The organism is Pseudoalteromonas sp. G5_S1_54_S4 (assembly GCF_054968565.1).
In genome coordinates this window covers 17818-41648 of the sequence record NZ_JBQKUL010000035.1, presented here as the reverse complement: position 1 = coordinate 41648, position 23831 = coordinate 17818, and the positions used below count along the sequence as shown (strand labels likewise).

The window sequence follows — 23831 nt, the reverse complement described above, 5'->3', positions numbered from 1 at the left end:
ATACTAGAGCAAGCGAGAAGGTTTTCCAAGCTGTAAAAGGGAGTTTTATATGACGCAACCCTATGCAGGCTTTAAATAGAGGTTAATGAATAAAATAATCATTTAATAATATTTCTATTTCACCGTTTTGCAGATATTCGGTAATTTTTTTGTTTATTTTTTCAAAGTCTTTTTTATAGCTTGGGTGGCAAATAATATTATCGTTAATGCTCACCGGTGAGTAGTTATTACTATAGGGTAGGTGGGGGTGTATATTTAACTCTTTATAAGCAAAGTTAATATCGGGGTAAAACGCTAATATTAAGTCTACTCGCCCGAGTAATAAAAGTTGTAAGCTTTCCATTTCGCTATTTACTTCAATTACTATTTTGGCTTTTTCTTTTATTTTATCTAACTCACGACTACTGGGTACCCCCCGAACAATGCTAATAATATCGCTGTTATTAATTTGGCCTACGTTTGAAATAATCCGTTCTGGGTTATTAGAAACGACTTTGAGCCGTGCTTTGTTAAATGGTGTGCTGTGTAAAATGTTTTTAGGTAAAGCCATTCCTTCTGAGCCATCAAAGGTGTCCTCACCTGGTGCATAGCAAGCAACAGTTTGTTTTAAAAACTCAAGCTTAGCGCGTTTCATTGGCATGACTTCAATTATATATTGATCACTCAGTTTTGTATCTGCGAGTGCTTTGGTTAATAACGCATGATAAACCCCTTGGTGTTGATTATTAGCAGCGTGTTGAAACAGTCCACTTAATTCGGCAACAGCAATAATTTGTTTGGCAGCGGCCTTTTGATGCACACAAACCACCAATAAAAATAACCAAAAGTACGATGTAGATAAATACTTACCACTGAGCATGACTTTAAACTAATTTATTTTTTGTAGTTCTAATATAGTCTTTGAGGACTGAAAATACGACTGGTGATTTAATTAACGTCTCAATTTATACCTATTTTACTGCAGAGTAAGCGCTACATAATAAAATAATACGACTAAGTGCCATGCTAGAATAGCGAGCGCATTGCGGGTATTATGCATAAAGATAATTTTCAGCATTACTTACTCTTTAGAGAGGAGCTAATGGCAGCAGTAATATTTTTTGGAATTAAAAATGACCAGTGATAATCAAGCTATAAATAAGCGTAAAAAGAATAATCCGCTTATCGAAATCGTATTTAATATCATCATACCTTCAGTCATTTTAATGAAATTTTCTGGCCCTGAATATTTAGGCAGCGTGATTGGCTTAATTGTGGCGCTTATATTCCCTATTAGTTACGGTATTTATGATTTTATAAAAGCGGGCTCATTAAACTTCATCTCGCTTTTAGGCTTTTTAAGTACTTTGCTTACCGGTGGTATTGCGCTGTTTGAGCTTAATGTTGAGTGGTTAGCCATTAAAGAAGCAGCTATTCCGGCAATCATTGGTTTTACCGTGCTGATGTCGGGTTTTTTTGGTAAACCATTGCTAGCCAAGCTCTTATTAAACTCACTTTTATTTAAGTTAGACACTATTTACGATGCCTTAGATGCACGAGGCAATACGCAAAACTTTAAACAAAAGATTACTAATGCTAATTACTTATTAGCGCTGACCTTTGTGTTTTCATCTACGATGAATTACATCCTTGCTAAATGGATTGTTACCAGCCCTGCAGGTTCCGTTGAATTTAACGAACAGCTTGGTGAAATGACATTACTGAGTTATCCGGTAATTGCTATTCCGTCTATGCTCATGCTCATTGGTATTTTTGTTTATGTAATTAAAGTACTAACTAAATTAACCGATATGAAGTTTGAAGACATGGTTAATGCTGAATAGGGTTATACATAATCTATAATAAAAAGCCGTTGTTTAATAACGGCTTTTTTGTTGATGTTTACTTATAAGTATTTATTTGTAATCTGAGTACTTCGTTCTGTGATAAGGAATAAGTTTATAATTTGGTTGTAAAAAGGTCACTAAATCAGTGAGTTCAGAAACGGTCATGGTGTCGTTAAATACCGTCATTTTAGATGCTCCATCGGGGGTTCTAGCATCAGCTCTGTAAGGTCTCGAAAAGCGGTGCGAAGGGTTAATAACCGATGTAACTAACTCAGCATAAGTGACTATTTTGGTTTTATTTCCGCCTAGTCTGATAGAAATATCGTCATGTTTTTTTATACTGTCATCTTCTACACCTGCAAGCGTATGGCATGCCAAACACTCATACTTAATAAAAACGGCTTTACCTTTTTCAGCATTTCCCTCTGGTAAGCTAAACCCCCTTGGAGAATCAACGCCTTTATCGCAACCTGCAAGTGCAATTAAGCATAAAATTATTAATGTATATTTCATGGTAGCTCCTTTGTCTTTCATTGGGTTTAGTGAGCGGCAATTGATAAACCATAGCCATAAACAACTTATGGCTAATTAGCTAAAACTAAAAGCGACCGCATTAGCGACTAAACTATGTATTTACTGCGCTGTATGATATTTGCATCTGGCTATTGTTTGTATTTTTAAGGCTTAGTAAGTAGCAAGAAAAGGTAATAAGGCTACGCTTATTATCAAGTGTTGATTTATTAAAATGCTTGAACACTCTATTGTTTTTATAAAGAGTCATTCACAATAAATGACTCATCTAGGGTCTGTTGACCTTTCAAGGTTAAATTTGCAGCAGTCTGTTTGGTATTTAGGCAAGACAGAGCCTATGTGGTGTGGTTATTCCCCATAAATAGGCGATAACGTAGCATCAATGCCAAACAGGCGCTGCCCGAAGGGTTCTGCCTAGGGACGATTTACTCTTTGTTACTCGGTTTTTACTTAGCCCACTAGGTTACAAACCTCGCGCCGCGATTAAACCGCCCCTAGTTTGAACAAATTTTAATCCACAAAGGTCAACAGACCCTAGTGTAGTTGAGGAAAAATAATAACCCTAATTATTACCTGCATTTATCTCTTCGGAGTTTTGCGATTGAAACATCGTAACCTCGTCGACATGCTGACTGACGCTGTTTTTTTGTAAGGCAATGTATAAGTCTGAATGAATATAAATACCGTCTTTACCTGAGGCGATACCAGCGGTTTTAAACCAAGAAAGTAGCTGGCGTTTTCTTCCCGCTAGCTCTAATCGAATACCTCGTTTTTTAAAGATCACATCTAGGTCTGCGAGCATGGCCATAACGCTTAAATCAAGATGAGTGAAGCAGGGCACAGCATCAATAATGACACATTGCGTGTCGTCTTTTTGTCTTGCATATTGCTCTAACAAGCGGCGTTTAAAATAACTGGCATTAAAATAGGTTAAAGGAGAATTAAAACGATATATAAAAACCCCTTGTACTGCTTTGGCTTTATCTGTTTCGTCTAAGCTTCTTACTACGCCTTTTATATCCACACCTAAAATGGTGTCTGATGGGCGCATAACAGTTCGAATAAATTGAAATAACCCTAGTAATACAGCAAGGGTAATTCCTGGTATAACACCAATAAACAGCACAGCAAAAAGTGTGGCTAAGGCTAAGTAAAATGCCTGTTTATCTTTAAATTTTAATTGCCAGATTGCCTTTAAATCAAGCAGGTGAACAGAGGCAATTATTAATACAATCCCGAGTGCAGCACTGGGAATAAATTCAAGCGGCGCAGTTAGAAAAAGAGCGATAACGCCAATAATAGCGGCAGCTATAATCGAAACTAATTGGGTTTTTCCGCCAGAGTCGTCGTTTACGGCTGTGCGTGAGTCGGCACCACTAACGGCAAAGCCTTGTGATAATGCTGACGCTAAATTAGCGATGCCCAAGGCTCTAAATTCTTTATCGGCATCGATGTCGTAGCCATTCTTTGCTGCAAAGCTTCGCGCCGTTAGCATCATGCTGACAAAGCTAACTATGGCTAAGTTGAGTGCCGGTACAACAAGTTCTCGAATAATACCCACGTCAAATACTGGGGTGTTAAACACAGGCAAACCACCGGTTACTGTGCCTATGGTTTTTATTTCAAACTGCTCTAAATTAAACAACCAAACGAATACCGCACCTAGTGCAATGGCAAACATAGAGGCTGGCCATGTAGGTTTTAAGCGCTTTAACACAAAGTAAACGCCGAGGGTAAATAAAGCCATTAACAAGGTGGGAATATGAGTTTGCGATAAATACGTAGGGACGCCACCTAAACGCTCAAGCAAGTAGCGCTCATCAAAGGTAAAGCCAAATACTTTAGAAAACTGACCAACAATAATGGTAATAGCCACACCGTTTAATAACCCCATTAAAATTGGTTTAGATAAAAAGTCGGCTAATACACCTAGCTTAAAGCGGCTGGCAATAAAGCACCAAAAACCGGTCATTGCGGTCATGGTGATCACTAATTGCCAATGTTTAAAGCTATCGCCTGCAGCGAGTGGAGTAACAACTGCAGCAATAACCGCACATGTTGCGGCATCAGGGCCAATAATAAGCTGTTTAGAGGTACCAAAAAGTGCATAAAGCATCATAGGTAATACGCAAGAATACAGGCCAACTGCAGCATTAACGCCTGTAAGTTGCGCATAAGCTATAGCAACAGGTAAAGCAACGGCTGCAACCGATAATGCCGCCCTCACATCATCAGCAAACCATTGGCGTTGATAATTAAATAAGGTGTGTAAACCTGGCATAAAGCTATATAGACGCGACAACACTTCAAATTCCCTGCTAATAATTAGGAGTCGATAGTAAGTTCTCTTTAATAATAAGTATAGTAACTAAACGTGTTATATGCGCTAAATAGGGGGATTTCTAGTGTATTAATAAGAGGAATATAGTTTAAAAACAAAAAAGCCCAGCAAGTTACTGGGCTTTGTAAGTCAAATGACTGCTTTAAAAATTAGCTTTTCAATTGACCAGTAGATGATTCTATGTGGGCGCGAACAAACCATTGATATTGCTCAAGCTCTGCAAGTTGCGCAATGATCATATCTTCAGATACCGGATCAAGCTCAGCAAGTGATTCTATGGCTTTACGGTGATCACCGTTAACGCCATTATATACTTTGTCTAATGCGGCTAAATGTTCAGTTACTAAGCCTTTACCTATGGCGTAATCTTCCCATGTACGACGCTCAACAATCGATTTTGGTGTGCCAACTGGGACGCCGCCTAAAGTGGCAATACGTTCTGCTATGGTGTCGGTCATTTCACGGACGGTTTCTACTTGTGGGTCTAGCATTTCATGTACGCCAATAAAGTTTGGACCTACTACATTCCAATGAATATGTTTTAAAGTTAGCTGTAAATCAATTAGCGCTACCATGCGATTTTCTAGTACAGATATTGCTTTATTTGCTGATTCGTTTTTTACACCGGGAGCGGTAAATTCAGCGACTTTATTTGCATTATTACTGTTACTCATGATTCCTCCTACTATTTCAAAAATAGTGCTCGCTTTACTCTAGTGAGTATTTAAATTGCGATAACGAACACCTCTTGTATTTATAGAAGCAATCGTCATGCCGATAGTGATATGGTTTTAACTAACTGAAAAATAGCAGTTTAATTTTTATTTATAGAACTTGATAAAGCAGTAAGATTAAGTGCATATGAAAAATATGCACTTTTTTGTAAATTCTGCAAAACAGCAGTACTTTAAAGTGTTAGCGAATAGCGTGCCCTTTATAGTGGTTATAATGAAGGTATTATCATTGTTGATTAATGTCCTGTTACATATACTCAACTTAAAGATTCATTAAAGGAGAAGTGTATGTTGAGGTTTTTTTCCATCGAGCAAGGAGTGATCAAAGAGTTAGCGCCTTTACCTGATACCCCTGTTGAAGTATCCATAAAGAATGCACATTGGATTGATACTATTAATCCAACACCGCAGGAGCAAAATGCGCTTGCAAAAACGCTCAATATAACTTTTCCAGATTCGGTCGATGTAGAAGAGATTGAAACGTCGTCTAGGTGCTTTATCGATAATGAAGGTTTACATGTGCATGCATTGTTTATGTCACCTAATGAAGGGCGATTTAATACTGTAACGGTAGCTTGTTTGTTGCAAAACAATTGCTTACTTACTATTCGTGATGAGGAATTGGCTGATTTTAGACTGCTGCGCTTAAGAGCGCGCAAAGGTCAGGTGGCATGCGATACAGCAAAACAATTATTAATCACTTTATTTGATCAAAAAGTTGAAAACCACGCGGATATGCTCGAAGACATGCATCATCAATTAGAGAGGCTCAGTGCTTATGTACTTGAAGAAGATAACTCAGACTTAGAAGAGGCGGTTGGTCGTATAGCTCGCTTAGAAGATGCTAATGGTAAGGTGCGTTTATGTTTAATGGATACGCGACGCAATATTTCGTTTTTAATACGCCGTATAGGCGCGCAAAATGACGAGCGCGAATCTCTTAGAGAAATTGTACTCGATATAGAAACTTTAATGTCGCACTGTACCTTTTTATTCGACAAGGTGAACTTTTTGATGGATTCAACACAAGGCTTTATTAATATTGAACAAAATCAAATTATTAAAACCTTTTCTATTGCCTCAGTAGTTTTCTTACCGCCTACAGTAGTGGCTAGTGTGTATGGTATGAATTTTAATATAATGCCTGAGCTACAATGGGAATGGGGTTATCCATTTGCAATTGGCATTATGTTACTGTCGGGCTTTGCCCCTTATTTATTTTTTAAACAAAAAGGGTGGTTATAATACTTTAATATTGCAAGCTGAGCGCTCAAATCATTACCCGGTATATTGATGTGCTTTTAATACTTCAAGGGGAATAATATCTAGCGCTTTTTGGTTTGTTGCTTCAAGAACAACAGGAGGAGCAACATTTGCAGCAATGGCATGATACCAACGAATCGCACATAAGCACCACTTATCGCCAGCTTTTAAGCCCGCAAAATCATATAAAGGATTAGGGCTAATTAAATCGTTACCTTGCGCCTTAGAAAATTGCAAAAATTCGTCGGTCATAATGGCGCACACACTGTGATTACCAAAGTCTGAATCTGGCACATAGCAAAACCCTTCGCGAGTATAGCCGCCATTGCCACAACATAGTTGTAGGCGAGTTCCTAATACATTTAATTGATTAGCCATATAACAAATTACCTTTTAGTAATAACTGCTGAAAGTAGAGCTGTTTACCATAACAGGCTGTTAGTGGCTTAGCTATATACGAAGAGGCTTCTGGGTAGGCATTTGTTTATAAAAATAGCTGCGCTTTGGGTAAATTCAAAACGCAGGTTTTTTATTGTGCTATTAAGTTAAGATAATAGCGCCGCAGCTAAGCGCACAAAATCAGAAGAGGTTAAAATACCCACCAATTGACCTTGCTCGCTAACCACAGGCATACAGCCATGGCGATTATCTACAAAAAATTTAACGACATCTGATAGCGGCTGCTCTGGCGTTACACTGATAAAATCACTCACCATAATATCTTCTACTTTTGTGAGTTTTTCTTTGCGTTGTAATGCATTAGCACCAAACGTTGCCATGATCCCCATTACTTTGGCGACCATAATTTTTTGCGTAAGCATGCCAACAAATGCGCCATCTTCGTCGATGACGGGAATGTGACGAACATTTTTTTCTTTCATTAAATTATGTGCGTCGTGCAAAGTACTTTTTATATTCACTGAGAATGGGTTAGGTGTCATTAAGTCTGCAACGTTTTGACTCATGTTTATTCCTTTATATTATCTGTGGTGTATCAGCTTATATTAGCGCTATTTTTAAGCTTTGCACCTTATTCAGATCAAGGTTTTTACGGATTTTATAAACTGAGAGAGAAGAGGCAACACTTAATTAAATGCCAAAAAGCATTTAATTAAGTGATAAAACTACAGGTAAATATTATTCATAACCACGTGGTGTTTTTGTTTTAATAACAGCAATGTATCCATGCCAACTAGCGTAACTAAGTAGTGGCATAATAATAATAAATCCGGCGGCACCTGCAGCAAAGCCCAACGCTACCAGTACAAATATACAAATTGACCATACTACCATGGCTGCAAAGTTTTCTTTAACTGCGTGGATTGAAGAAACGACAGCAGTCATAATATCAACACGTCTTTCCATCATAATTTGCGGCGTAAATGCAGAAATTGAAAACACACTAACCAGTAAAATACCGCCAATAATACTGCCTATGGTTAAAAACGCCGAAAGCTCTTCAAATGTTGGGTTTGCATGGCTTGGGTACAATGCATGAACAATTGCGGCTAAGCGCATCCAAATAATCATAATTACCATAAGTAACACGGCAAAACCCCACTCACCTACAGGGTTACGAAACATCGATTTGAATGAATGGCTTAAAGTAGGTTTATGGCCTTTTTCAAGCTCCCAAGCCACATCGTACAAACCAACCGCAAACACAGGACCTATTAAGGCAAATGCAACCGTGGCTGGCAGTATGGCAAGGTGGCTGTCGGTAAGTACAACAGAGTAAACAATCGCTACGGGAATAAGTGTGAAGATTAAACCGTAAATTAAGCTCAGCATGGGCGCGCGCGCCATATCCTTAAACGCTAACGAAAGCCAATGAAAAGCGGCAAATGTATTTACTTTGTTGCACTCTAAACAACGTGCGAATTTGGTGTCTTTGTCTATTGTGTTTGTAGTTGGCATGAAGATTCTCCTTTTTTAGTCACCTTTTAGTTTTAGAACATAGATGTTTTATTTACAACTCATAAACAACTTATACGCAAGATTTAGTTGCATTGTTTATTTGTTAATCGTTTTTATTGCGTGTTAGCGATTAGGTATATTTTTGAGCACGTACTTAAAAAAGTGGGTTCGTATTTCTTTTACACAGTGGTAATCTAAACGCTGTAGCTAATTTTAAGAGACCGTAATGAAGGAAAATAAACAACAATATCAAGGAGCTTTACTGAGCAGTAAACGGTTTTTACCTCTGTTTGTGACACAGTTTTTCTCCGCTTTAAATGACAATGTTTACAAGCAATCAATCCTCCTTATTTTAATTTTTCAGGCTGCTACGGTGGCCGATGGTGCTTTTTATTCTAACGTGGCTGCGGGATTATTTATTTTGCCATTCTTTTTATTTTCAGGCATGGCTGGTCAAATTGCAGAAAAGTTGGAAAAATCAAAGTTGATCAGCATCGTAAAGTTTTGCGAAATTCCAATAATGCTGGTGGGCGTGGTATCTATTTTAACCGAGCAGGTTTGGTTAATGTTAGGTACTGTGTTTTTAATGGGTTTACAAAGCACTTTTTTTGGGCCACTTAAATACTCTATTTTACCGCAGCATGTGGCTCCTCATGAATTAACCAAAGCTAATGGGTTAGTTGAATCTGGCACCTTTGTGGCTATTTTATTGGGCACCGTATTTGGCACTTATTATATAACCCAAGCTGCAGGCCCTGTTTATATCAGTATCGCGATAGTGAGCTTGGCGGTTATTGGTTATTTGAGTAGTCGTTTTATACCAAAAAGTGCTGCGAATGATGCTAATTTAAAGGTATCGCTTAATCCTATTTCCTCGACCAAAAGTGTATTTAATGTGCTTAACGCACAAACCGAGTCAGTGGGTAAATCAGTATTGGGGATCAGCTGGTTTTGGCTGATTGGTGCAGTGATATTAACCGCGCTCCCTAACTATGTAAAACATGTAATGGGAGGCGATGAGCTGGTGGTTACCTCAGCTTTAGTGGTGTTTTCGTTGAGTATTGCATTGGGGTCTTTACTTTGTGAGAAGCTATCGCGCTCACGTATTGAGTTAGGCATTGTGCCTTTTGGGGCGCTTTTAATTAGCTTGTTTTTATATTTATTAAGCCAAGAACCAAGCATTGAGTTTTATCGCCAAACTAATGAATCGCTGCTTACCCTTGAACAAGTGATTAATACCGGCGATATGCTCTGGCACTTTATTTGGATGGCTGGTATTGGTATAGCGGCGGGTTTTTATACGGTGCCACTGTATGCACTTATTCAGCAGCGTACTCACCCAGATAGCCGTTCACGAGTGATTGCTGCCAATAATGTACTAAACGCCTTATTTATGGTGGGCAGCGCTGTTTTAAGTATTGTTACCCTAACGCTTTTACACTGGGAGATTTCACAATTACTGTTGTTATTAGCAGGTCTTAATTTACTGATATCGCTGTACATATATAGCAAAGTGCCTGAGTTTTTCTTACGTTTTATTATCTACATTTTAGCGATTTGCATGTATCGAGTACGCACTAAGGGAACGCTTAATATGCCCGATAATGGGGCTGCCGTGGTGGTGAGTAACCATGTTAGCTTTGTTGATTGGATGTTTATTTTAGCCGCGTCACCTAGGCCAATTCGGTTTGTCGTGTTTGCCCCTATTTATTATTCACCAGCACTTAATTGGTTGTTTAAAATGGCCAAAGCCATTCCAATTGATAGCGAAAAAGCAAATCCTAAGGCGTTTAATAAAGCCTTTGACGATATCGCTCAGGCACTAGAGCGTGGAGAGCTGGTGGGAATTTTTCCTGAAGGCAAGCTCAGTGGAGATGGCGAAGTTGATGTATTTCGCCGTGGCATTGAAAAAATAATTCAGCGCACACCGGTGCCTGTTATTCCTGTTCATTTAGATGGACTATGGGGCAGTATTTTTAGTCGAAAAACAAAGTGGCGATTGCCTAGACCAAAGTGGTCGTTGGTCAGTGTCACCATTGGTGAAATGGTGGCTGCACAGAAGGTTAATGCCGATGATTTGCGCGAGCGAGTGGTTGCTTTAAAGTAGCTTAATAAAAAAGCGCTGCAATTAATTGCAGCGCTATGGTTGTATTACTTAATGGTTATTAACGGTCTAAGTTCATTACTTTAGTCCATGCCGCAACAAAGTCTTCTACAAACTTTTGCTTTGATGTATCAAAGGCATATACTTCGGCAACTGCACGCAATTCTGAATTTGAACCAAAAATCAGATCAACTGAAGTGGCTGTGTACTTTTGCTCACCTGATTGACGATCAAAGCCTTGATAAATACCCGCATCTGATGACTTTTTCCAAACCGTCGACATATCTAATAAATTAACAAAGAAGTCGTTATTTAGAGTGCCTGGCTTGTCAGTAAATACGCCGTAGTCAGTGCCTTTGTAGTTTGCATCAAGCGAACGTAAGCCGCCTACTAACACGGTCATTTCTGGCACGGTTAGGTCAAGCTGATCGGCTTTATCTATTAGCATTTCAGTTGGCGACTTATAGCTTTTTTCTGCATCAAAGTAGTTTCTAAAGCCATCGGCAGGCAGCTCTAATAAACTAAATGCATTAACGTCAGTTTGCGCTTGCGTAGCATCGCCACGGCCAGCATTAAACGGTACATCTACTGTGTAACCTGCATCTTTCGCTGCTTTTTCAATCGCTGCATTACCACCTAACACAATCAGGTCGGCTAGTGACACTTGGCTTTTGCTAAAGAAACTATCATTAAAGTCGGCTTGAATCGCTTTTAATACGTTAAGTACTTTTGCGGTTTCGGCCGGATTATTTACCGCCCAATCCTTTTGTGGAGCAAGCGCAATGCGTGCACCGTTGGCACCGCCTCGCATATCAGAGTCACGGTAACTTGCAGCCGAAGCCCAGGCTACACGTACTAACTCAGGTACACTTAAGTTTGAGTCTAAAATAGCGGCTTTAAGCTTTTTCACAGCACCAGCATCAATGTTTGATTTAGTCTCTGCTGAAATTGGGTCTTGCCAAATTAAGTCTTCATTAGGAACTTCTTTCCCTAAAAAGTTACGTGGTGGTCCCATATCTCGGTGAGTCAATTTGTACCATGCTTTAGCAAAGGCCAGTTGATACTCTTTAGGGTCATTTAAAAAGCGCTCAGCAATTTTGCGATACTCTGGGTCAAATTTTAATGCTAAGTCGGCCGTAGTCATTACCGGTGCGTTAAACTTACCCTTGATATGAGCGTCAGGTACAGCGTTGTGTAACGATTCATCCGTTGGGATCCACTGAATGGCACCTGCAGGGCTGCGAGTTTGTTTCCACTCAAAGTTAAGCAGGTTGCTTAAGTAAAGTGATGACCAGCGGGTAGGTGCTTGTGTCCATGCGCCTTCTAAACCACTAGATACGGTATCTTCAGAGTGGCCTTTACCACATTTGTTTTTCCAGCCTAAACCTTGCTCTTCAATACCGGCTGCAGCAGGCTCTGCACCTACACAGTCTTTAGGTTTGTGCGCACCATGCATTTTACCAAAGGTGTGACCACCGGCGATAAGTGCCAGTGTTTCTTCATCGTTCATCGCCATGCGAGAAAATGCAACACGAATATTTTTAGCTGAACCGATTGGATCAGGAACCCCTTTAGGGCCTTCAGGATTTACGTAAATTAAACCCATGTGCGTTGCACCTAATGGGCGTTCTAATTTGCCGCTAGCATCTTCACGGTCGCTGGCAAGCATTTCTACTTCTGGACCCCAGTAAACCATGTCTGGTTCCCAGTCGTCAGTTCGCCCGCCGGCAAAACCATAGGTTTCAAATCCCATGTTTTCTAGAGCAACGTTACCTGCTAATACGATTAAGTCTGACCATGAAAGTGCTTCTCCGTATTTTTGTTTAATTGGCCAAAGTAAACGGCGCGCTTTATCCAAGCTTACGTTATCTGGCCAGCTGTTAAGCGGTTCAAAACGTTGTTGACCACCGCCTGCGCCACCACGGCCATCAAGCGTACGGTAGGTGCCTGCGCTGTGCCATGTCATACGAATAAAAAATGGGCCATAGTTACCAAAATCCGCTGGCCACCAGTCTTGAGATTGCGTAAGTAGGGCGTCAATATCACTTTTTACTGTGTCTAAATCTAGGCTGTTAAATGCCTCTGCATAATTAAAGTCTGCACCATAAGGGTTTGAACGTAGATCATGATCACGAAGAGGAGATAGATTTAGTTGATCTGGCCACCAAAATTGGTTTGTTCTGGTTGCGCCCATTTTAGCCTCACCCATGCCAACAGCACCTTGTGGCTTAGACATTTGTGGTTTTTCTTGGCTAAAAGCAGAGCCAGACATAAGTGCCATACTTATAAATCCAACAAGTGCTTTTTTAGTAAATGATCGGTTTTTCATTGTCAGCTTCCTTAAAGTTAACGAATTTCGTTATATACAAAGCGTATTAGTATTATTAAAAATAGAATCTAATAATTTAAAAATTAGTGAGCTTTTACTCCATTCAAGTTGTTGTTTACCAAGCTTGAATGACTAAGCAGTGCGAATAGTATAGTAGAGGGGCTAAAAACCGTGTGCGAAATAAACCGATTGATACAATCTATAAAAATGATTTATTAAAGTTAAATGATTAAATAAACAAATCACTAAAGAGCATTGAAAGTGGCAGACGTAAAAAAGCCCAGCGTAGATACCATCTCTCTTTATAGGCTTCAAGATCGTATTTAACTTTCTTGGAGCTTAAACGCTTCTTGATTTTTTATTACACCAAAACATATATGAATGAGTTTACGCATATTGGCGCCAATGATTTGCATCGACGTTTTGCCATTATTCAGCAAGGCTATTTTTTGCTGTTGTATCTTATAATTCCACTGCCCAGCGACTACTGCTGCCATATAAAGTTTACTTCTTATTTTTGAGGGCCCTAGCTTGCTCATAGTTGTACGGCCCTTCATTTTCCCAGACTCATGCAGCCGCGGTATTAAGCCACAGTAGGCAGCAGCTTGCTTAGCTCTGCTGAAATTTTTAGCGGCGAATATATACGTCAGCTCTCGAGACATAACAGGCCCAATACCGGGGATTGTTTCTAGTAACGTTCTATTCTTCTTTAAGTCAGGAAAGCTATTTATGTGACTATCAATATCTGACTTAAGTTTTTTTATCTCATCATCTAGAAAGTTAATCGTTTCTTTTAATGATTGAGTGACTCGCTCAGATGTCGCATTAAACTCACTTGCTTCTAATCGATTCTGCTCTCGTTGTTTATTGGACTCCAATGCATCAAGTCGACGCAGTAAGGCTTTAAGCTCTCTAATTTCCTTTGCTTCAGGTTGCCAGAAGTTAACGGTTGATTGCTTAGCATAACCGTAGCTTGCAAGCATTATCGCATCTGACCTATCTGTTTTATGAACAACATTTAGAGCCTCAGCATATTTTTTTGCTTTGCTAGGGTTAGCGAGAATAATATTGAATCCTTGCTGGTATAAAAAGTACATTAACGGCTCATGGTAAACACCGGTTGGCTCTACCGTGATAACGATTTCCTCAGCTATAGTTTTGGTTGTACTTAAAAGCCACTGCTTAATTTCCTTGAAAGCTAGGTGGTTATTTTTAAATACTTTTGTTTTCTTTTTATTAGTGATTGGATCTCTCAGCCAACATAAATCAACTTTATCTTTACTGATATCAAAACCAATAAACATCATCTCTACTTACTCCCCTTGTACATACAGCATCAACTTAATCTAAGAGTGCTTGGATACCATTCAGTTTGTTGAGAATTGGAAGCTAGGGCTTAATCTACGGCTCAGTATCAAGTACTGGGCGGGGCTACAAGCTCACTAACTTCCGATGTAATAAATGATAGCTAATCATCTATTACAGAGAGATACAAGGCTGGGCTATTAGATTAAAATCTGTGTTATTGATTTTTCATTAATTTGCTGGTGATCACACCTGAGGTCATAGAGCCTGATACGTTGAGCGCAGTGCGTGCCATATCTATTAAGGGTTCAATAGAAATAAGTAAAGCCACAACCTCTATAGGTAATCCCATGGTAGGCAATACAACCAACGCTGCGAAGGTAGCACCACCACCAACACCTGCAATACCAAACGAGCTAATAACTACAATACCAATTAACGGTAAAATAAACTCAAATGTAAGTGGGTCTATCCCCACACTTGGCGCAACCATCATTGCGAGCATCGCAGGATAAATACCAGCACAGCCGTTTTGACCAATAGTGGCACCAAAAGAAGCCGATAAGTTTGCAATTGCTGGTGGTACTTTTAACTGGTTAATTTGCACATCGACATTCATAGGAATGGAGGCCGCTGAGCTACGTGAGCTAAATGCAAAGGTCAGTACTGGCCAGATTTTTTCAAAATAATGCTTTGGGTTTACACCCACAAAGCTAAGCAATAAGCCATGCACAACAAACATTAATAAAATAGCCACATACGAGGCAACAATAAAGGCAAGTAAATTTAAAATATCGTTACTGCTAGAGTTTGCCACGACGCTTGCCATTAGGCCCGCAACACCATAAGGAGTGAGTGCAATCACCATGCGAACTAAGCTCATTACCATAGCTTGTAGGGCGTTTACACCGTTACGAATTGGGCTGGCAAGTTCTGTTTTTTCCAGCATTACTTTACGTGCAGCTATACCAACAAGGACACCAAATATAACCGTGGCAATAATAGAGGTTGAACGTTGATTACTTAAATCCGCAAAGGGGTTTTCAGGAATAAAGCTCAGTAGCATTTGCGGCACGCTTAAGTCGGCTACATTCGCAGCTTTGCTTTGTAGGGTGTCCATTCTAGCGGCTTCTCGAGTACCCGAAACTAATCCTTCAATGCTCAAGTCAAACCCATAGGTGACAGCAATACCCACCAAAGCGGCAATTGCTGTGGTAAAGAGTAAAACAGAAATACTAATAAATGATATTTTACCTAAAGAGCCTTGGTTTTCGAGCTTTACCACTGCGGCAATCATAAAAATTAATACCAATGGCATGATGATCATTTTTAATAAACCGACATAGCCTTTACCCACCACGCTTACCCAGCTGAGTATTTCTTTAATCGTCTCTGGAGAGTGGGCAAATAAAAACTGTAGGGCTAAGCCAAAGGTGCTGCCAAGCACTAAGCCAAATAAAACGGTACGAGATAAAGAGCTGCTTTTTTGCGAAACAAGATAAATCGCGAACAGCAAACCGACAAATAATGCCAACATTAATAATACAGCAAGCGACATAGTACCCTCTTTTATAGCTGTGAATTAGCGCGGCACTTTAACGCTTTGTAAGACGTTAACAAAATACGCTTTCGCTATGGTATAGAATTAAAATGAATATAGTAATAATATTAAAGTATAACGAATGAGCACATTGTTGAAAAAATTAGCCCATATGATTGTATTTTCTTTAATTTATGGCGTTTACTAGATGAAAGTAAGATCTTAACTACAAATAAAATCGTAACCCTAATACGTAGTAATAAATTAATTTGTTCACTTTAGTTTTTATTTAAAAGAGGGAGTAGAGGTATGTTAAAGGCAATAATGGCACTGGTGATGGTTTTAGTGGTTAGTGGGTGTTCAACCCAATACCCAAACCAAGCACTACTTGGTAAGCAATTTCCTACTGTGACGGGAGAAAGCTTAGAGCAAAAGTCATTCACCATTCCTGAGGACTTTAACAACCCCAATACGTTGCTGTTAATTGGTTATAAACAAGATAGCCAGTTTGATATTGATCGTTGGCTTATTGGTTTAGATATGAGCGCAGTGAATGTGACCGCTTATGAGTTGCCCACTATTCAGGGTATGGTTCCTCGCATGTTTAGTACCTTAATCGATAGCGGTATGCGCAAAGGGATCCCAAAAGAGTTGTGGGGTGGGGTGATCACAATTTACAAAGATGGCGATAAGGTTCAAGCATTTACTGGTAACGAAAACCCGAATAACAGCCGCGTAATACTGCTTGATGAGAGTGGCAAAATTATTTACTTTTACGACCGTGGCTTTTCGGTCTCCGCGTTAAATAATTTAAAAGCGGTGATTGAAAAGCAATAGGTTGCAGGTAAAGTTAGCATGCCTTTGGGCATGCTATAACTAAACGTTAGCGTGCCACGTTACAAAATCATTATTCGCTTACGTTGTTTCTGCCTTTCTTTTTAGCTCTATAAAGCGCTAAATCAGCATTTTTTAAAGCCTCGTCAAAGCTTTGTTTTGCTGTTCTTTGTGCTACGCCAATAGAAACAGTCACGTTCACCGTTTTATTGTCGCTTGGCTGTTTACCTTTGCGAGATTTTTTATCTGTGCGTTTTGGGTTTCTGATCACCATGTCGTAAGTTGCAATATTTTGACGCAGTGTTTCGAGTTCAGGAATTGACTGCTCAGCTGTTTTTCTTGGAAATACAACGGTAAATTCCTCTCCGCCATAGCGGTAAATCTTGCCACCCCCTTTAACGCCACTCATTTTTGCTGCCACTAGCTTAAGTACTTGGTCGCCAATATCATGGCCATAGGTGTCGTTGAATTTTTTAAAGTGGTCAATATCGAGCATAGCAACAGTGTATTTTCGCCCTAATGATAGAGCAAGCTGATTAAGTGCGCGGCGCGTTGGTAAGCTCGTTAAATCGTCTCTGTAAGCTAAATAATAAGAGTCGGTACTCACCGCTAATAAATACAGAGAAGCCATAAGTACAGCAATGACAGACCAAGGAAAATCAATAATGTGTTGCTGATTAAGGCACCACACAATAAAAGTAATGAGTAACGCCGTTTGCGTCAGGTTATGTGTTCTTACGCTTTGCCAAATGAGTAAGCTGCCAATGAGCGACAGTGGTAAAGCTATGGGTAAATAAGGAAGCAGTTGAGTATAAACAGAAGGTTGTAATGATAGCCCTTGTAAATGCAGACTCAGTGCCAGCCACGCAAACGCTGCGCCGCCACATAGAATAATTAATAAGGTTCGGGTCGCAGTGTGTATTGATAAAAGTGCGCGATCTTTTATCACGGCTAACAACATTAATAAACTTGCAGCGCATAGTAAAACCCAATCAGATTGCGCTTTAAGCCAACTTGACCACGGCAAAGCATACTCAAGTGAACATAAATAAAGTAACCAAAATGCGCACAAAATAGCGACTCGACTTCGATTAAACTGAGTGGCAAATATAGCGGTAATAATTAGTAATGGATAAACAAGATTATTAATAAGAGAGAGTTTACTTTGCCATTGGGTTTGAAATTGAGTTAATAACAAAAATAATCCACACACAGCTAAAAGACTCAAAGAAGTTGATTTAACTCCTGCTAATTTTAACAACCCATGCTCCAAAGACCGATGCCTAAAAAAATAAAAGCTTATTGTATTGATATATAAAAAATATTACTACTTTAATGCTTGTTAATTATTTAAAAACAATACTTTAAAACTAATTTTAATGCTTTTTATCGACATTTTTTAACCAAATGTATGACATTTTAGTAAATGTAAAAATAGTGAGCAGATTAAATTCAACAAGGTGGGAGACGATGTAAAAAGCGTTTAAACATTGAATAAGGCCATCCATGGCCTATTAATTAATCGTTTTTGTAGTAAGGGTAGTCACTGTAACCTTGCTCAGTCCCGCCATACATAGTGGCTGCATCGGCATCATTTAATGGCCATTGATTTTTTATGCGCGCTGGTAAATCAGGGTTTGCAATAAAAGGGCGACCAAAAGCAAATAAATCACCGTAGCCTTTAGCTAACATCGCCACCGCTTTTTCAACAGTGTACTTACCAGCGTAAATAATACGCCCAGAAAATTCAGCTCTAGCTGCTTGATAAAATAGCTCTGGTAAATCAGGAGCATTGTCCCAATCAGCTTCTGCAATTGAAAGGTAAGCAATACCGGCTTGTTCAAGTACTTTAATCGCTTCAATGTAGGTATGATGTGGGTCTGATTCTACTAACCCTAAATAAACACGGGTTTCATCAGTACTGCTAAATAAGGGCGCAAATCTAACCCCTAAGCGCTCAGGGCCTACTACGTCACTTACTGCCGCGACAATTTCTTTTAAAAAGCGCAGGCGATTAGTAAGAGATCCGCCGTATTCATCATCTCGTTTATTGGTGTGCTCAGAAATAAACTGATTTACTAAATACCCATTAGCACAATGCAGTTCTACGCCATCAAACCCCGCTTCTAGCGCATTACGGGCAGCTTGTGCATACATGCCAACAAGCTCTTTTACTTCATCGGTTGTTAAAGCTTGTGGTTCACTTGGGTTGGCTAAAGCGCCTTGAGCCGGTCCTGTTTCAATAAAGACTTTAACGCTATCAGCTGTTAGAGCTGAGGGGGCAATAGGTTTGGCTTCATTAGGCTGTAAGCTGGTATGTGAAACGCGGCCAACGTGCCAAAGCTGGGCAAAAATAATTCCACCTTCTGCATGTACTGCATCAGTTACTTTTTTCCAACCAGCTATTTGTTGATTAGAATGAATGCCTGGTGTCCAAGCATACCCTTGTCCTCTTGGTTCAATTTGAGTGCCTTCGGTAACCATAAAACCGGCACTAGCACGCTGTGCATAATATGTGGCCATCACCTCGTTGGGGATATTGCCAGGAACTGTGCTGCGTGAGCGTGTAAGTGGCGGCATTACAATACGGTTTTTAAGTGTGTATGGGCCTAAATTGATTGATGAAAATAGACTGTCGATATTCTTACTTGGTTGACTCATTTTAATACCTTTTAAATTAATAATGCTGTTTAGCGCCAATTACAATGCTGGTGAGCATAGGGATTAAAAGGTACAATTTGAAACAATGTTTTTTTGTTTAAGATACAATTATGAATGGTATATCTCGGCTTGATATAAAACAATTACGAATATTGAGTGCATTACTTAAACTAAAAAATGTGTCGGATGTGGCCCGCAAAATGGGCTTAACCCAGCAGGCTATTAGTGAGCAGCTGCGAAAATTGCGTGACTTATTTGACGATCGGCTTTTTATTCGCCAAGGCAATACAATGGTTGCAACACCTAAAGCAATTGCACTAGAGAAGCCCATTAATCAAATATTAACTCAGGTAGAAGCGTTATTAATACCTAAACAATTTACCCCAAGTAGTTACAAGGGCGTATTTACAATAAGTGCGACTGATTACGCTATAGCAGCTCTTTTGCCACAATTATTAGAAATAACAAGACGCGAAGCGCCAGGATTAAAGCTGATTATTCGTGACTTTGCCTCTGATAATGTTAATCAATTAATAAGTGCAGGAGAGCTGGATTTATTAATTAGTTTTCCTGAATTTATCCCTACAAACTTAATCTATGACACATTATTTGAAGAACAACATATTTGTATTGCGGGGAAAGACACGGTGTTTTCTTCATCGACGTTGAGCCTTGCTGAAGTGGCGGCACACCCTCAATTAGTGGTTTCAGCGTCACGTGCTAACTTAAGAGGCTCTCACGACCAATGGTTTGCTGATAAGGGCTATGCGCGCAATATAGTTATGTCAGTGCCTGGCTTTTCATTTGTCCCCGATTTGCTTTGCAGTACTGACTTAATTGCTTTTTACCCATCGCGTTTACTGCCAAACGCCAAAGTGAAACAGCTTGAAGTTGAATTATTACCACCGCCATTTAAGGTGATTGCAGCGTGGCATCCACGTTCAAATAACAGCGATATTCACCAGTGGTTAATAGCACAATTAAAACGGATTTAGTGATTATTTAATTAGTTGACGAATATCGTTCCCTGTTGGTGCCTCATGGGCACGTAACGAAAAGGCGGGTAATATCGCTAATATATGGTCAAATATATCTGACTGAATATTTTCATACTCACCCCAATTAGTTGTATTGGTAAATGCATAAATCTCAATGGGTAAGCCATTTTTAGTTGGCTCTAGCTGCCTTACCATCAGTGTCATTGCCTGATGAATATGTGGATGCTGTTTTAATAGCGCGACTAAATAATGACGAAATGTGCCAACGTTAGTGAGCCGACGACCATTTAACGTACAGCTCATATCTATTTTTTTCGTGGTATTTTGCTCGTTAATAGCCGGTAGGGTAATTTCGAGGTAGTGACTTAATAAATCTGCTTTTTTCAGCGCGGTGATTTCTTGTTCATCTAAAAAGCGCACACTGCTCATTTCTATATGGATACTCCGTTTTATGCGCCTGCCACCGGATTCTGACATACCGCGCCAGTTTTTAAATGAGTCAGAAATTAGCGCATAGGTTGGAATAGTGGTAATGGTTTTATCCCAATTTCTTACTTTAACTGTGGTCAAGGCTATATCAATCACATCGCCATCTGCGCCGTATTTGGGCATTTCTAACCAATCACCAACCGCAAGCATATTGTTTGCTGAAAGCTGAATACCGGCCACCAGCCCTAAAATAGCGTCTTTAAACACCAGTAGCAGTACAGCCGATAGCGCACCTAAACCACTGAGTAATATTAACGGGGATTTATTCATTAATAATGAAATCGCTAAAATACCGGTTAATACGCTGGCGATCAGTTTAATTGTTTGTAAAAAACCACGTAATGGGAAGTGAGCTGCAATGGGTTGCCTGTCAGATATTGCTTGAAAAATATTGAGCATAGAAAACAGCGAGAGCAGTGCAAATAAAATGATCCACTGATCAGTAAACATCTCAATGATATGTAAAAAAGCCGTTCCTTCTGGAACCCAGAGCCTAGCTTGTATAACAACCACAGCACCTTGTAAAACAAAGGAAATATTACGTGTTAATTTAAGCGCTAAGTCGGCAGGCGTGTGGGTATCGGTTTGAACAACTTTATCACTAAAGCGGCCTTTAAGTAGTCGTTTTGAAACTGACCTTAAGATTAGGTGCAATATGAGCGCAAATAAGCCAACCCAGCACAGTACTAATATGTTGTACCATAAATGCGCACTCCCAGGAAAATAAAGACTAAACCATTGCAGTAAAAATTCTCGCAGCTGCGATCGTATTTCAGTCATTTATATTCCCAAGAGATTTATTTGCGTGAGTTTCATCTATTTAATGAAATCTATTTAAGCAGATGGGGCGAGAAAAGTCTATTTAAGCCGCGCTTAAATAGACTTTTTAAAAATAATATTTATATTTTATTTTCAGCAAGTTGCAGAGTTAACTCCTCAAAAATACTCGGATCGTCAATGGTTGATGGAATTTGCAGTTCTTCACCATCAATAAGTTGACGTAAGTTTTTGCGTAAAATTTTACCTGAGCGTGTTTTTGGTAAGCGCTCTACACACATAATATTTTTAAGACACGCAATAGCGCCGATTTGATTACGCACGGTTTGCACCAATTGCTGCTCTACTTCTTTATGCGATCCATGAAAATCATTTTTTAATACCACCATGGCCATGGGGTTTTGACCCTTGAGCGCATCATTAACACCAAATACGGCACATTCAGCAACCGCGGGATGAGCGGCTACAATTTCTTCCATTTCACCGGTTGATAAACGATGTCCCGCTACATTAATAACATCATCGGTGCGGCCCATAATAAATAGGTAGCCTTCATCATCAATATAACCGCCGTCGCCAGAAAGATAATAGCCATCATATTCACTTAAATAACCGGCTTTAAAGCGCTCGGTATTTTGCCAAATAGTGGGTAAACATCCTGGCGGTAAGGGCAGTTTAATAACGACTGCACCTTGTTCATTGGGGGCGCATTCGTCACCATTCATATCTAAAATACGTACGTCAAACCCAGGAGTCGCAACCGTTGAACTGCCTGCTTTTGTAGGTAGGTGCTCAATGCCGACAGGATTACAGGCTATCGCCCAACCAGTTTCTGTTTGCCACCAATGATCAAGCACAGGTAGGCCTGTTTTTTCTTTGAGCCAATCGTAGGTGGGAGGATCTAAGCGCTCGCCTGCTAAAAACAAGCGTTTCAGACTTGAAGTATCGTATTGTTTAAACCCATCGGCATTGGGATCTTCTTTTTTTATCGCTCTAAAGGCCGTTGGTGCGCTAAATAAAGCCGTTACTTTATACTGTTCAACCACTCGCCAAAATGCACTGGCATCTGGGGTTCTAACTGGTTTACCTTCAAATAAAATAGTGGCGCAGCGGTACATAAGCGGTGCATACACTATGTACGAATGGCCTACAACCCAACCAATATCCGAAGCGGTCCAAAACACGTCACCGGGTTTCATTCCGTATACGGTTTCCATGCTGTAATGCATGGCCACGGCATGGCCGCCATTTTCACGAACAACCCCCTTGGGAGTACCCGTTGTGCCTGACGTGTATAAAATATAAAGCGGGTGATCGCCACTTACCGGAATGGGATCAACGCCAGTAGCTGTTTGCATTGCAACAGCCCAGTCAATATCACGCTCAGGCATAAGTGGTGCAGTTACTTGCTCACGCTGATAAATTATACAATTTTCTACTTTATACGAGGCTGATTCGAGCGCGTTATCAAGTAACTCTTTGTATTCAATTACGGTATTCACTTCCACACCGCAAGAAGCACTGAGTACTAACTTAGGCTTGGCGTCATCAATTCTTACGGCAAGCTCATGCGCTGCAAACCCGCCAAAAACGACCGAATGAATAGCGCCGATGCGGGCGCAGGCTAACATGCCAATTACAGCCTCGGGGATCATGGGCATATAAATAACCACGCGGTCGCCTTTTGTTACGCCTAAAGACTGCATTACTCCTGCGAATTTAGCGACTTCTTGTTGCAGTTCAAAGTAACTGTAGCTGCGCGCGGTATTGGTTACGGGTGAGTCATAAATTAACGCTGTTTCATCACCATGGCCGGCAATAACATGCTGATCTACCGCTAAAAAGCAGCTATTAAGTTGGCCATCGGCATACCAGTGATATAAACCGTTTTCATCTTGTGTGTAAGCTGTTTCGGGAGCCTGGTACCAAGGGAGACGTTTACTTTGCGATAACCAAAACGCTGCCGGGTTTTGTTTAAACTCGTTGTAATGTTGTTTGTATTCACCTGACATAAAGGCTCCTGAGCAAAATTTAATATAACTTTATTTAAAACTAAGCGCTTTTTATCAGGAGTGATATTCGACTATGGTCGGTTAAATAATGAACGAGTTGTTTGGTTTTTAGCTAACGCTATGGTTTATAACGAACTAACAACTAGTTTGATGACTTAAATGAGGTAACA

The 23831-nt window shown here is 39.9% G+C and carries 19 protein-coding genes; 5 read left to right on the top strand and 14 right to left on the bottom strand.

Translation table 11 applies throughout. From position 1 onward, the window contains the following. Positions 1-82: 82 nt before the first annotated feature. Positions 83-859: a hypothetical protein gene (locus tag ACTRWE_RS13505; RefSeq protein ID WP_462880136.1), complete on the bottom strand. Its 777-nt coding sequence runs from the start codon at positions 857-859 to the stop codon at positions 83-85. A 253-nt stretch (positions 860-1112) separates the two neighbouring features. Between ACTRWE_RS13505 and ACTRWE_RS13500 the strand changes: the two genes are divergently transcribed. After that, positions 1113-1823 carry a VC0807 family protein gene (locus ACTRWE_RS13500; RefSeq protein ID WP_350654372.1) on the top strand — a complete coding sequence of 237 codons (711 nt, stop codon included), beginning with the start codon at positions 1113-1115 and terminating at the stop codon, positions 1821-1823. Positions 1824-1895: 72 nt separating this feature from the next. Here ACTRWE_RS13500 and ACTRWE_RS13495 read toward each other — a convergent pair whose 3' ends face one another. The 3 genes from ACTRWE_RS13495 to dps all read right to left on the bottom strand — a co-directional run bounded on the left by ACTRWE_RS13495 (position 1896) and on the right by dps (position 5372). Continuing rightward, positions 1896-2339, bottom strand: coding sequence for a c-type cytochrome (locus ACTRWE_RS13495; RefSeq protein ID WP_028835688.1), 444 nt, complete (start codon positions 2337-2339; stop codon positions 1896-1898). A gap of 580 nt (positions 2340-2919) precedes the next feature. Continuing rightward, the gene (locus tag ACTRWE_RS13490) at positions 2920-4662 is read right to left on the bottom strand and encodes a SulP family inorganic anion transporter (protein WP_064664006.1); all 1743 of its coding nucleotides are present in this window, start codon (positions 4660-4662) and stop codon (positions 2920-2922) included. A gap of 185 nt (positions 4663-4847) precedes the next feature. Continuing rightward, on the bottom strand, positions 4848-5372 hold the full coding sequence (gene dps / locus ACTRWE_RS13485) for a DNA starvation/stationary phase protection protein Dps (RefSeq protein WP_350654369.1): 525 nt from the start codon (positions 5370-5372) through the stop codon (positions 4848-4850). Between the two features lie 348 nt (positions 5373-5720). On the opposite strand from dps, the gene corA reads away from it, so the two are divergent. Continuing rightward, positions 5721-6677, top strand: coding sequence for a magnesium/cobalt transporter CorA (gene corA, locus ACTRWE_RS13480; protein WP_033104432.1), 957 nt, complete (start codon positions 5721-5723; stop codon positions 6675-6677). A 33-nt stretch (positions 6678-6710) separates the two neighbouring features. Here the strand turns inward: corA and ACTRWE_RS13475 are convergent, their stop codons facing one another. The 3 genes from ACTRWE_RS13475 to ACTRWE_RS13465 all read right to left on the bottom strand — a co-directional run bounded on the left by ACTRWE_RS13475 (position 6711) and on the right by ACTRWE_RS13465 (position 8612). Next, positions 6711-7073 (bottom strand): DUF2237 family protein, encoded by a 363-nt coding sequence (locus tag ACTRWE_RS13475; RefSeq protein ID WP_016900500.1) that lies wholly within the window; start codon positions 7071-7073, stop codon positions 6711-6713. 167 nt (positions 7074-7240) lie between these two features. Continuing rightward, positions 7241-7660, bottom strand: coding sequence for a CBS domain-containing protein (locus ACTRWE_RS13470; RefSeq protein ID WP_033104433.1), 420 nt, complete (start codon positions 7658-7660; stop codon positions 7241-7243). 172 nt (positions 7661-7832) lie between these two features. After that, positions 7833-8612 carry a DUF2189 domain-containing protein gene (locus tag ACTRWE_RS13465; protein ID WP_033104434.1) on the bottom strand — a complete coding sequence of 260 codons (780 nt, stop codon included), beginning with the start codon at positions 8610-8612 and terminating at the stop codon, positions 7833-7835. 226 nt (positions 8613-8838) lie between these two features. Between ACTRWE_RS13465 and ACTRWE_RS13460 the strand changes: the two genes are divergently transcribed. Continuing rightward, positions 8839-10719, top strand: coding sequence for an MFS transporter (locus tag ACTRWE_RS13460; protein ID WP_033104435.1), 1881 nt, complete (start codon positions 8839-8841; stop codon positions 10717-10719). A gap of 58 nt (positions 10720-10777) precedes the next feature. Here the strand turns inward: ACTRWE_RS13460 and katG are convergent, their stop codons facing one another. The 3 genes from katG to ACTRWE_RS13445 all read right to left on the bottom strand — a co-directional run bounded on the left by katG (position 10778) and on the right by ACTRWE_RS13445 (position 15908). Beyond that, positions 10778-13045: a catalase/peroxidase HPI gene (gene katG / locus ACTRWE_RS13455; protein ID WP_033104436.1), complete on the bottom strand. Its 2268-nt coding sequence runs from the start codon at positions 13043-13045 to the stop codon at positions 10778-10780. Positions 13046-13368: 323 nt separating this feature from the next. Next, positions 13369-14352, bottom strand: a complete 984-nt coding sequence (locus ACTRWE_RS13450) for an IS110 family RNA-guided transposase (RefSeq protein WP_033103518.1) — start codon at positions 14350-14352, stop codon at positions 13369-13371. Positions 14353-14567: 215 nt separating this feature from the next. Continuing rightward, positions 14568-15908 carry an L-cystine transporter gene (locus ACTRWE_RS13445; RefSeq protein WP_033102885.1) on the bottom strand — a complete coding sequence of 447 codons (1341 nt, stop codon included), beginning with the start codon at positions 15906-15908 and terminating at the stop codon, positions 14568-14570. Positions 15909-16199: 291 nt separating this feature from the next. Here ACTRWE_RS13445 and ACTRWE_RS13440 point away from each other — a divergent pair, with 291 nt between their 5' ends. After that, positions 16200-16727, top strand: a complete 528-nt coding sequence (locus ACTRWE_RS13440; protein ID WP_008111407.1) for a hypothetical protein — start codon at positions 16200-16202, stop codon at positions 16725-16727. Between the two features lie 70 nt (positions 16728-16797). On the opposite strand, the gene ACTRWE_RS13435 is transcribed toward ACTRWE_RS13440, so the two are convergent. Together ACTRWE_RS13435 and ACTRWE_RS13430 are read right to left on the bottom strand one after the other, a co-directional pair. After that, positions 16798-17922 (bottom strand): GGDEF domain-containing protein, encoded by a 1125-nt coding sequence (locus tag ACTRWE_RS13435; RefSeq protein WP_318249040.1) that lies wholly within the window; start codon positions 17920-17922, stop codon positions 16798-16800. Positions 17923-18242: 320 nt separating this feature from the next. After that, positions 18243-19385 carry an alkene reductase gene (locus ACTRWE_RS13430; RefSeq protein ID WP_200882074.1) on the bottom strand — a complete coding sequence of 381 codons (1143 nt, stop codon included), beginning with the start codon at positions 19383-19385 and terminating at the stop codon, positions 18243-18245. A 110-nt stretch (positions 19386-19495) separates the two neighbouring features. Between ACTRWE_RS13430 and ACTRWE_RS13425 the strand changes: the two genes are divergently transcribed. Beyond that, positions 19496-20380 (top strand): LysR family transcriptional regulator, encoded by an 885-nt coding sequence (locus ACTRWE_RS13425; RefSeq protein ID WP_033102881.1) that lies wholly within the window; start codon positions 19496-19498, stop codon positions 20378-20380. Between the two features lie 3 nt (positions 20381-20383). Here the strand turns inward: ACTRWE_RS13425 and ACTRWE_RS13420 are convergent, their stop codons facing one another. Together ACTRWE_RS13420 and ACTRWE_RS13415 are read right to left on the bottom strand one after the other, a co-directional pair. Then, a complete protein-coding gene (locus ACTRWE_RS13420; RefSeq protein WP_033102880.1) occupies positions 20384-21652 on the bottom strand; it encodes a mechanosensitive ion channel family protein in 1269 nt (422 codons plus the stop codon). 119 nt (positions 21653-21771) lie between these two features. Further along, complete coding sequence (locus ACTRWE_RS13415) at positions 21772-23661, bottom strand: propionyl-CoA synthetase (protein ID WP_033102879.1); 1890 nt, start codon at positions 23659-23661, stop codon at positions 21772-21774. Positions 23662-23831: the final 170 nt, after the last annotated feature.

What these genes read in the sequence shown, in the direction of transcription:
- ACTRWE_RS13425 (WP_033102881.1), top strand. Translation starts at nt 19,496, where the DNA reads ATGAATGGTATATCTCGGCTTGATATAAAACAATTACGAATATTGAGT.
- ACTRWE_RS13460 (WP_033104435.1), top strand. Translation starts at nt 8,839, where the DNA reads ATGAAGGAAAATAAACAACAATATCAAGGAGCTTTACTGAGCAGTAAA.
- katG (WP_033104436.1), bottom strand. Translation starts at nt 13,045, where the DNA reads ATGAAAAACCGATCATTTACTAAAAAAGCACTTGTTGGATTTATAAGT.
- corA (WP_033104432.1), top strand. Translation starts at nt 5,721, where the DNA reads ATGTTGAGGTTTTTTTCCATCGAGCAAGGAGTGATCAAAGAGTTAGCG.
- ACTRWE_RS13445 (WP_033102885.1), bottom strand. Translation starts at nt 15,908, where the DNA reads ATGTCGCTTGCTGTATTATTAATGTTGGCATTATTTGTCGGTTTGCTG.
- ACTRWE_RS13465 (WP_033104434.1), bottom strand. Translation starts at nt 8,612, where the DNA reads ATGCCAACTACAAACACAATAGACAAAGACACCAAATTCGCACGTTGT.
- dps (WP_350654369.1), bottom strand. Translation starts at nt 5,372, where the DNA reads ATGAGTAACAGTAATAATGCAAATAAAGTCGCTGAATTTACCGCTCCC.
- ACTRWE_RS13415 (WP_033102879.1), bottom strand. Translation starts at nt 23,661, where the DNA reads ATGTCAGGTGAATACAAACAACATTACAACGAGTTTAAACAAAACCCG.
- ACTRWE_RS13500 (WP_350654372.1), top strand. Translation starts at nt 1,113, where the DNA reads ATGACCAGTGATAATCAAGCTATAAATAAGCGTAAAAAGAATAATCCG.
- ACTRWE_RS13440 (WP_008111407.1), top strand. Translation starts at nt 16,200, where the DNA reads ATGTTAAAGGCAATAATGGCACTGGTGATGGTTTTAGTGGTTAGTGGG.
- ACTRWE_RS13475 (WP_016900500.1), bottom strand. Translation starts at nt 7,073, where the DNA reads ATGGCTAATCAATTAAATGTATTAGGAACTCGCCTACAACTATGTTGT.
- ACTRWE_RS13430 (WP_200882074.1), bottom strand. Translation starts at nt 19,385, where the DNA reads ATGAGTCAACCAAGTAAGAATATCGACAGTCTATTTTCATCAATCAAT.
- ACTRWE_RS13450 (WP_033103518.1), bottom strand. Translation starts at nt 14,352, where the DNA reads ATGATGTTTATTGGTTTTGATATCAGTAAAGATAAAGTTGATTTATGT.
- ACTRWE_RS13470 (WP_033104433.1), bottom strand. Translation starts at nt 7,660, where the DNA reads ATGAGTCAAAACGTTGCAGACTTAATGACACCTAACCCATTCTCAGTG.
- ACTRWE_RS13420 (WP_033102880.1), bottom strand. Translation starts at nt 21,652, where the DNA reads ATGACTGAAATACGATCGCAGCTGCGAGAATTTTTACTGCAATGGTTT.
- ACTRWE_RS13505 (WP_462880136.1), bottom strand. Translation starts at nt 859, where the DNA reads ATGCTCAGTGGTAAGTATTTATCTACATCGTACTTTTGGTTATTTTTA.
- ACTRWE_RS13495 (WP_028835688.1), bottom strand. Translation starts at nt 2,339, where the DNA reads ATGAAATATACATTAATAATTTTATGCTTAATTGCACTTGCAGGTTGC.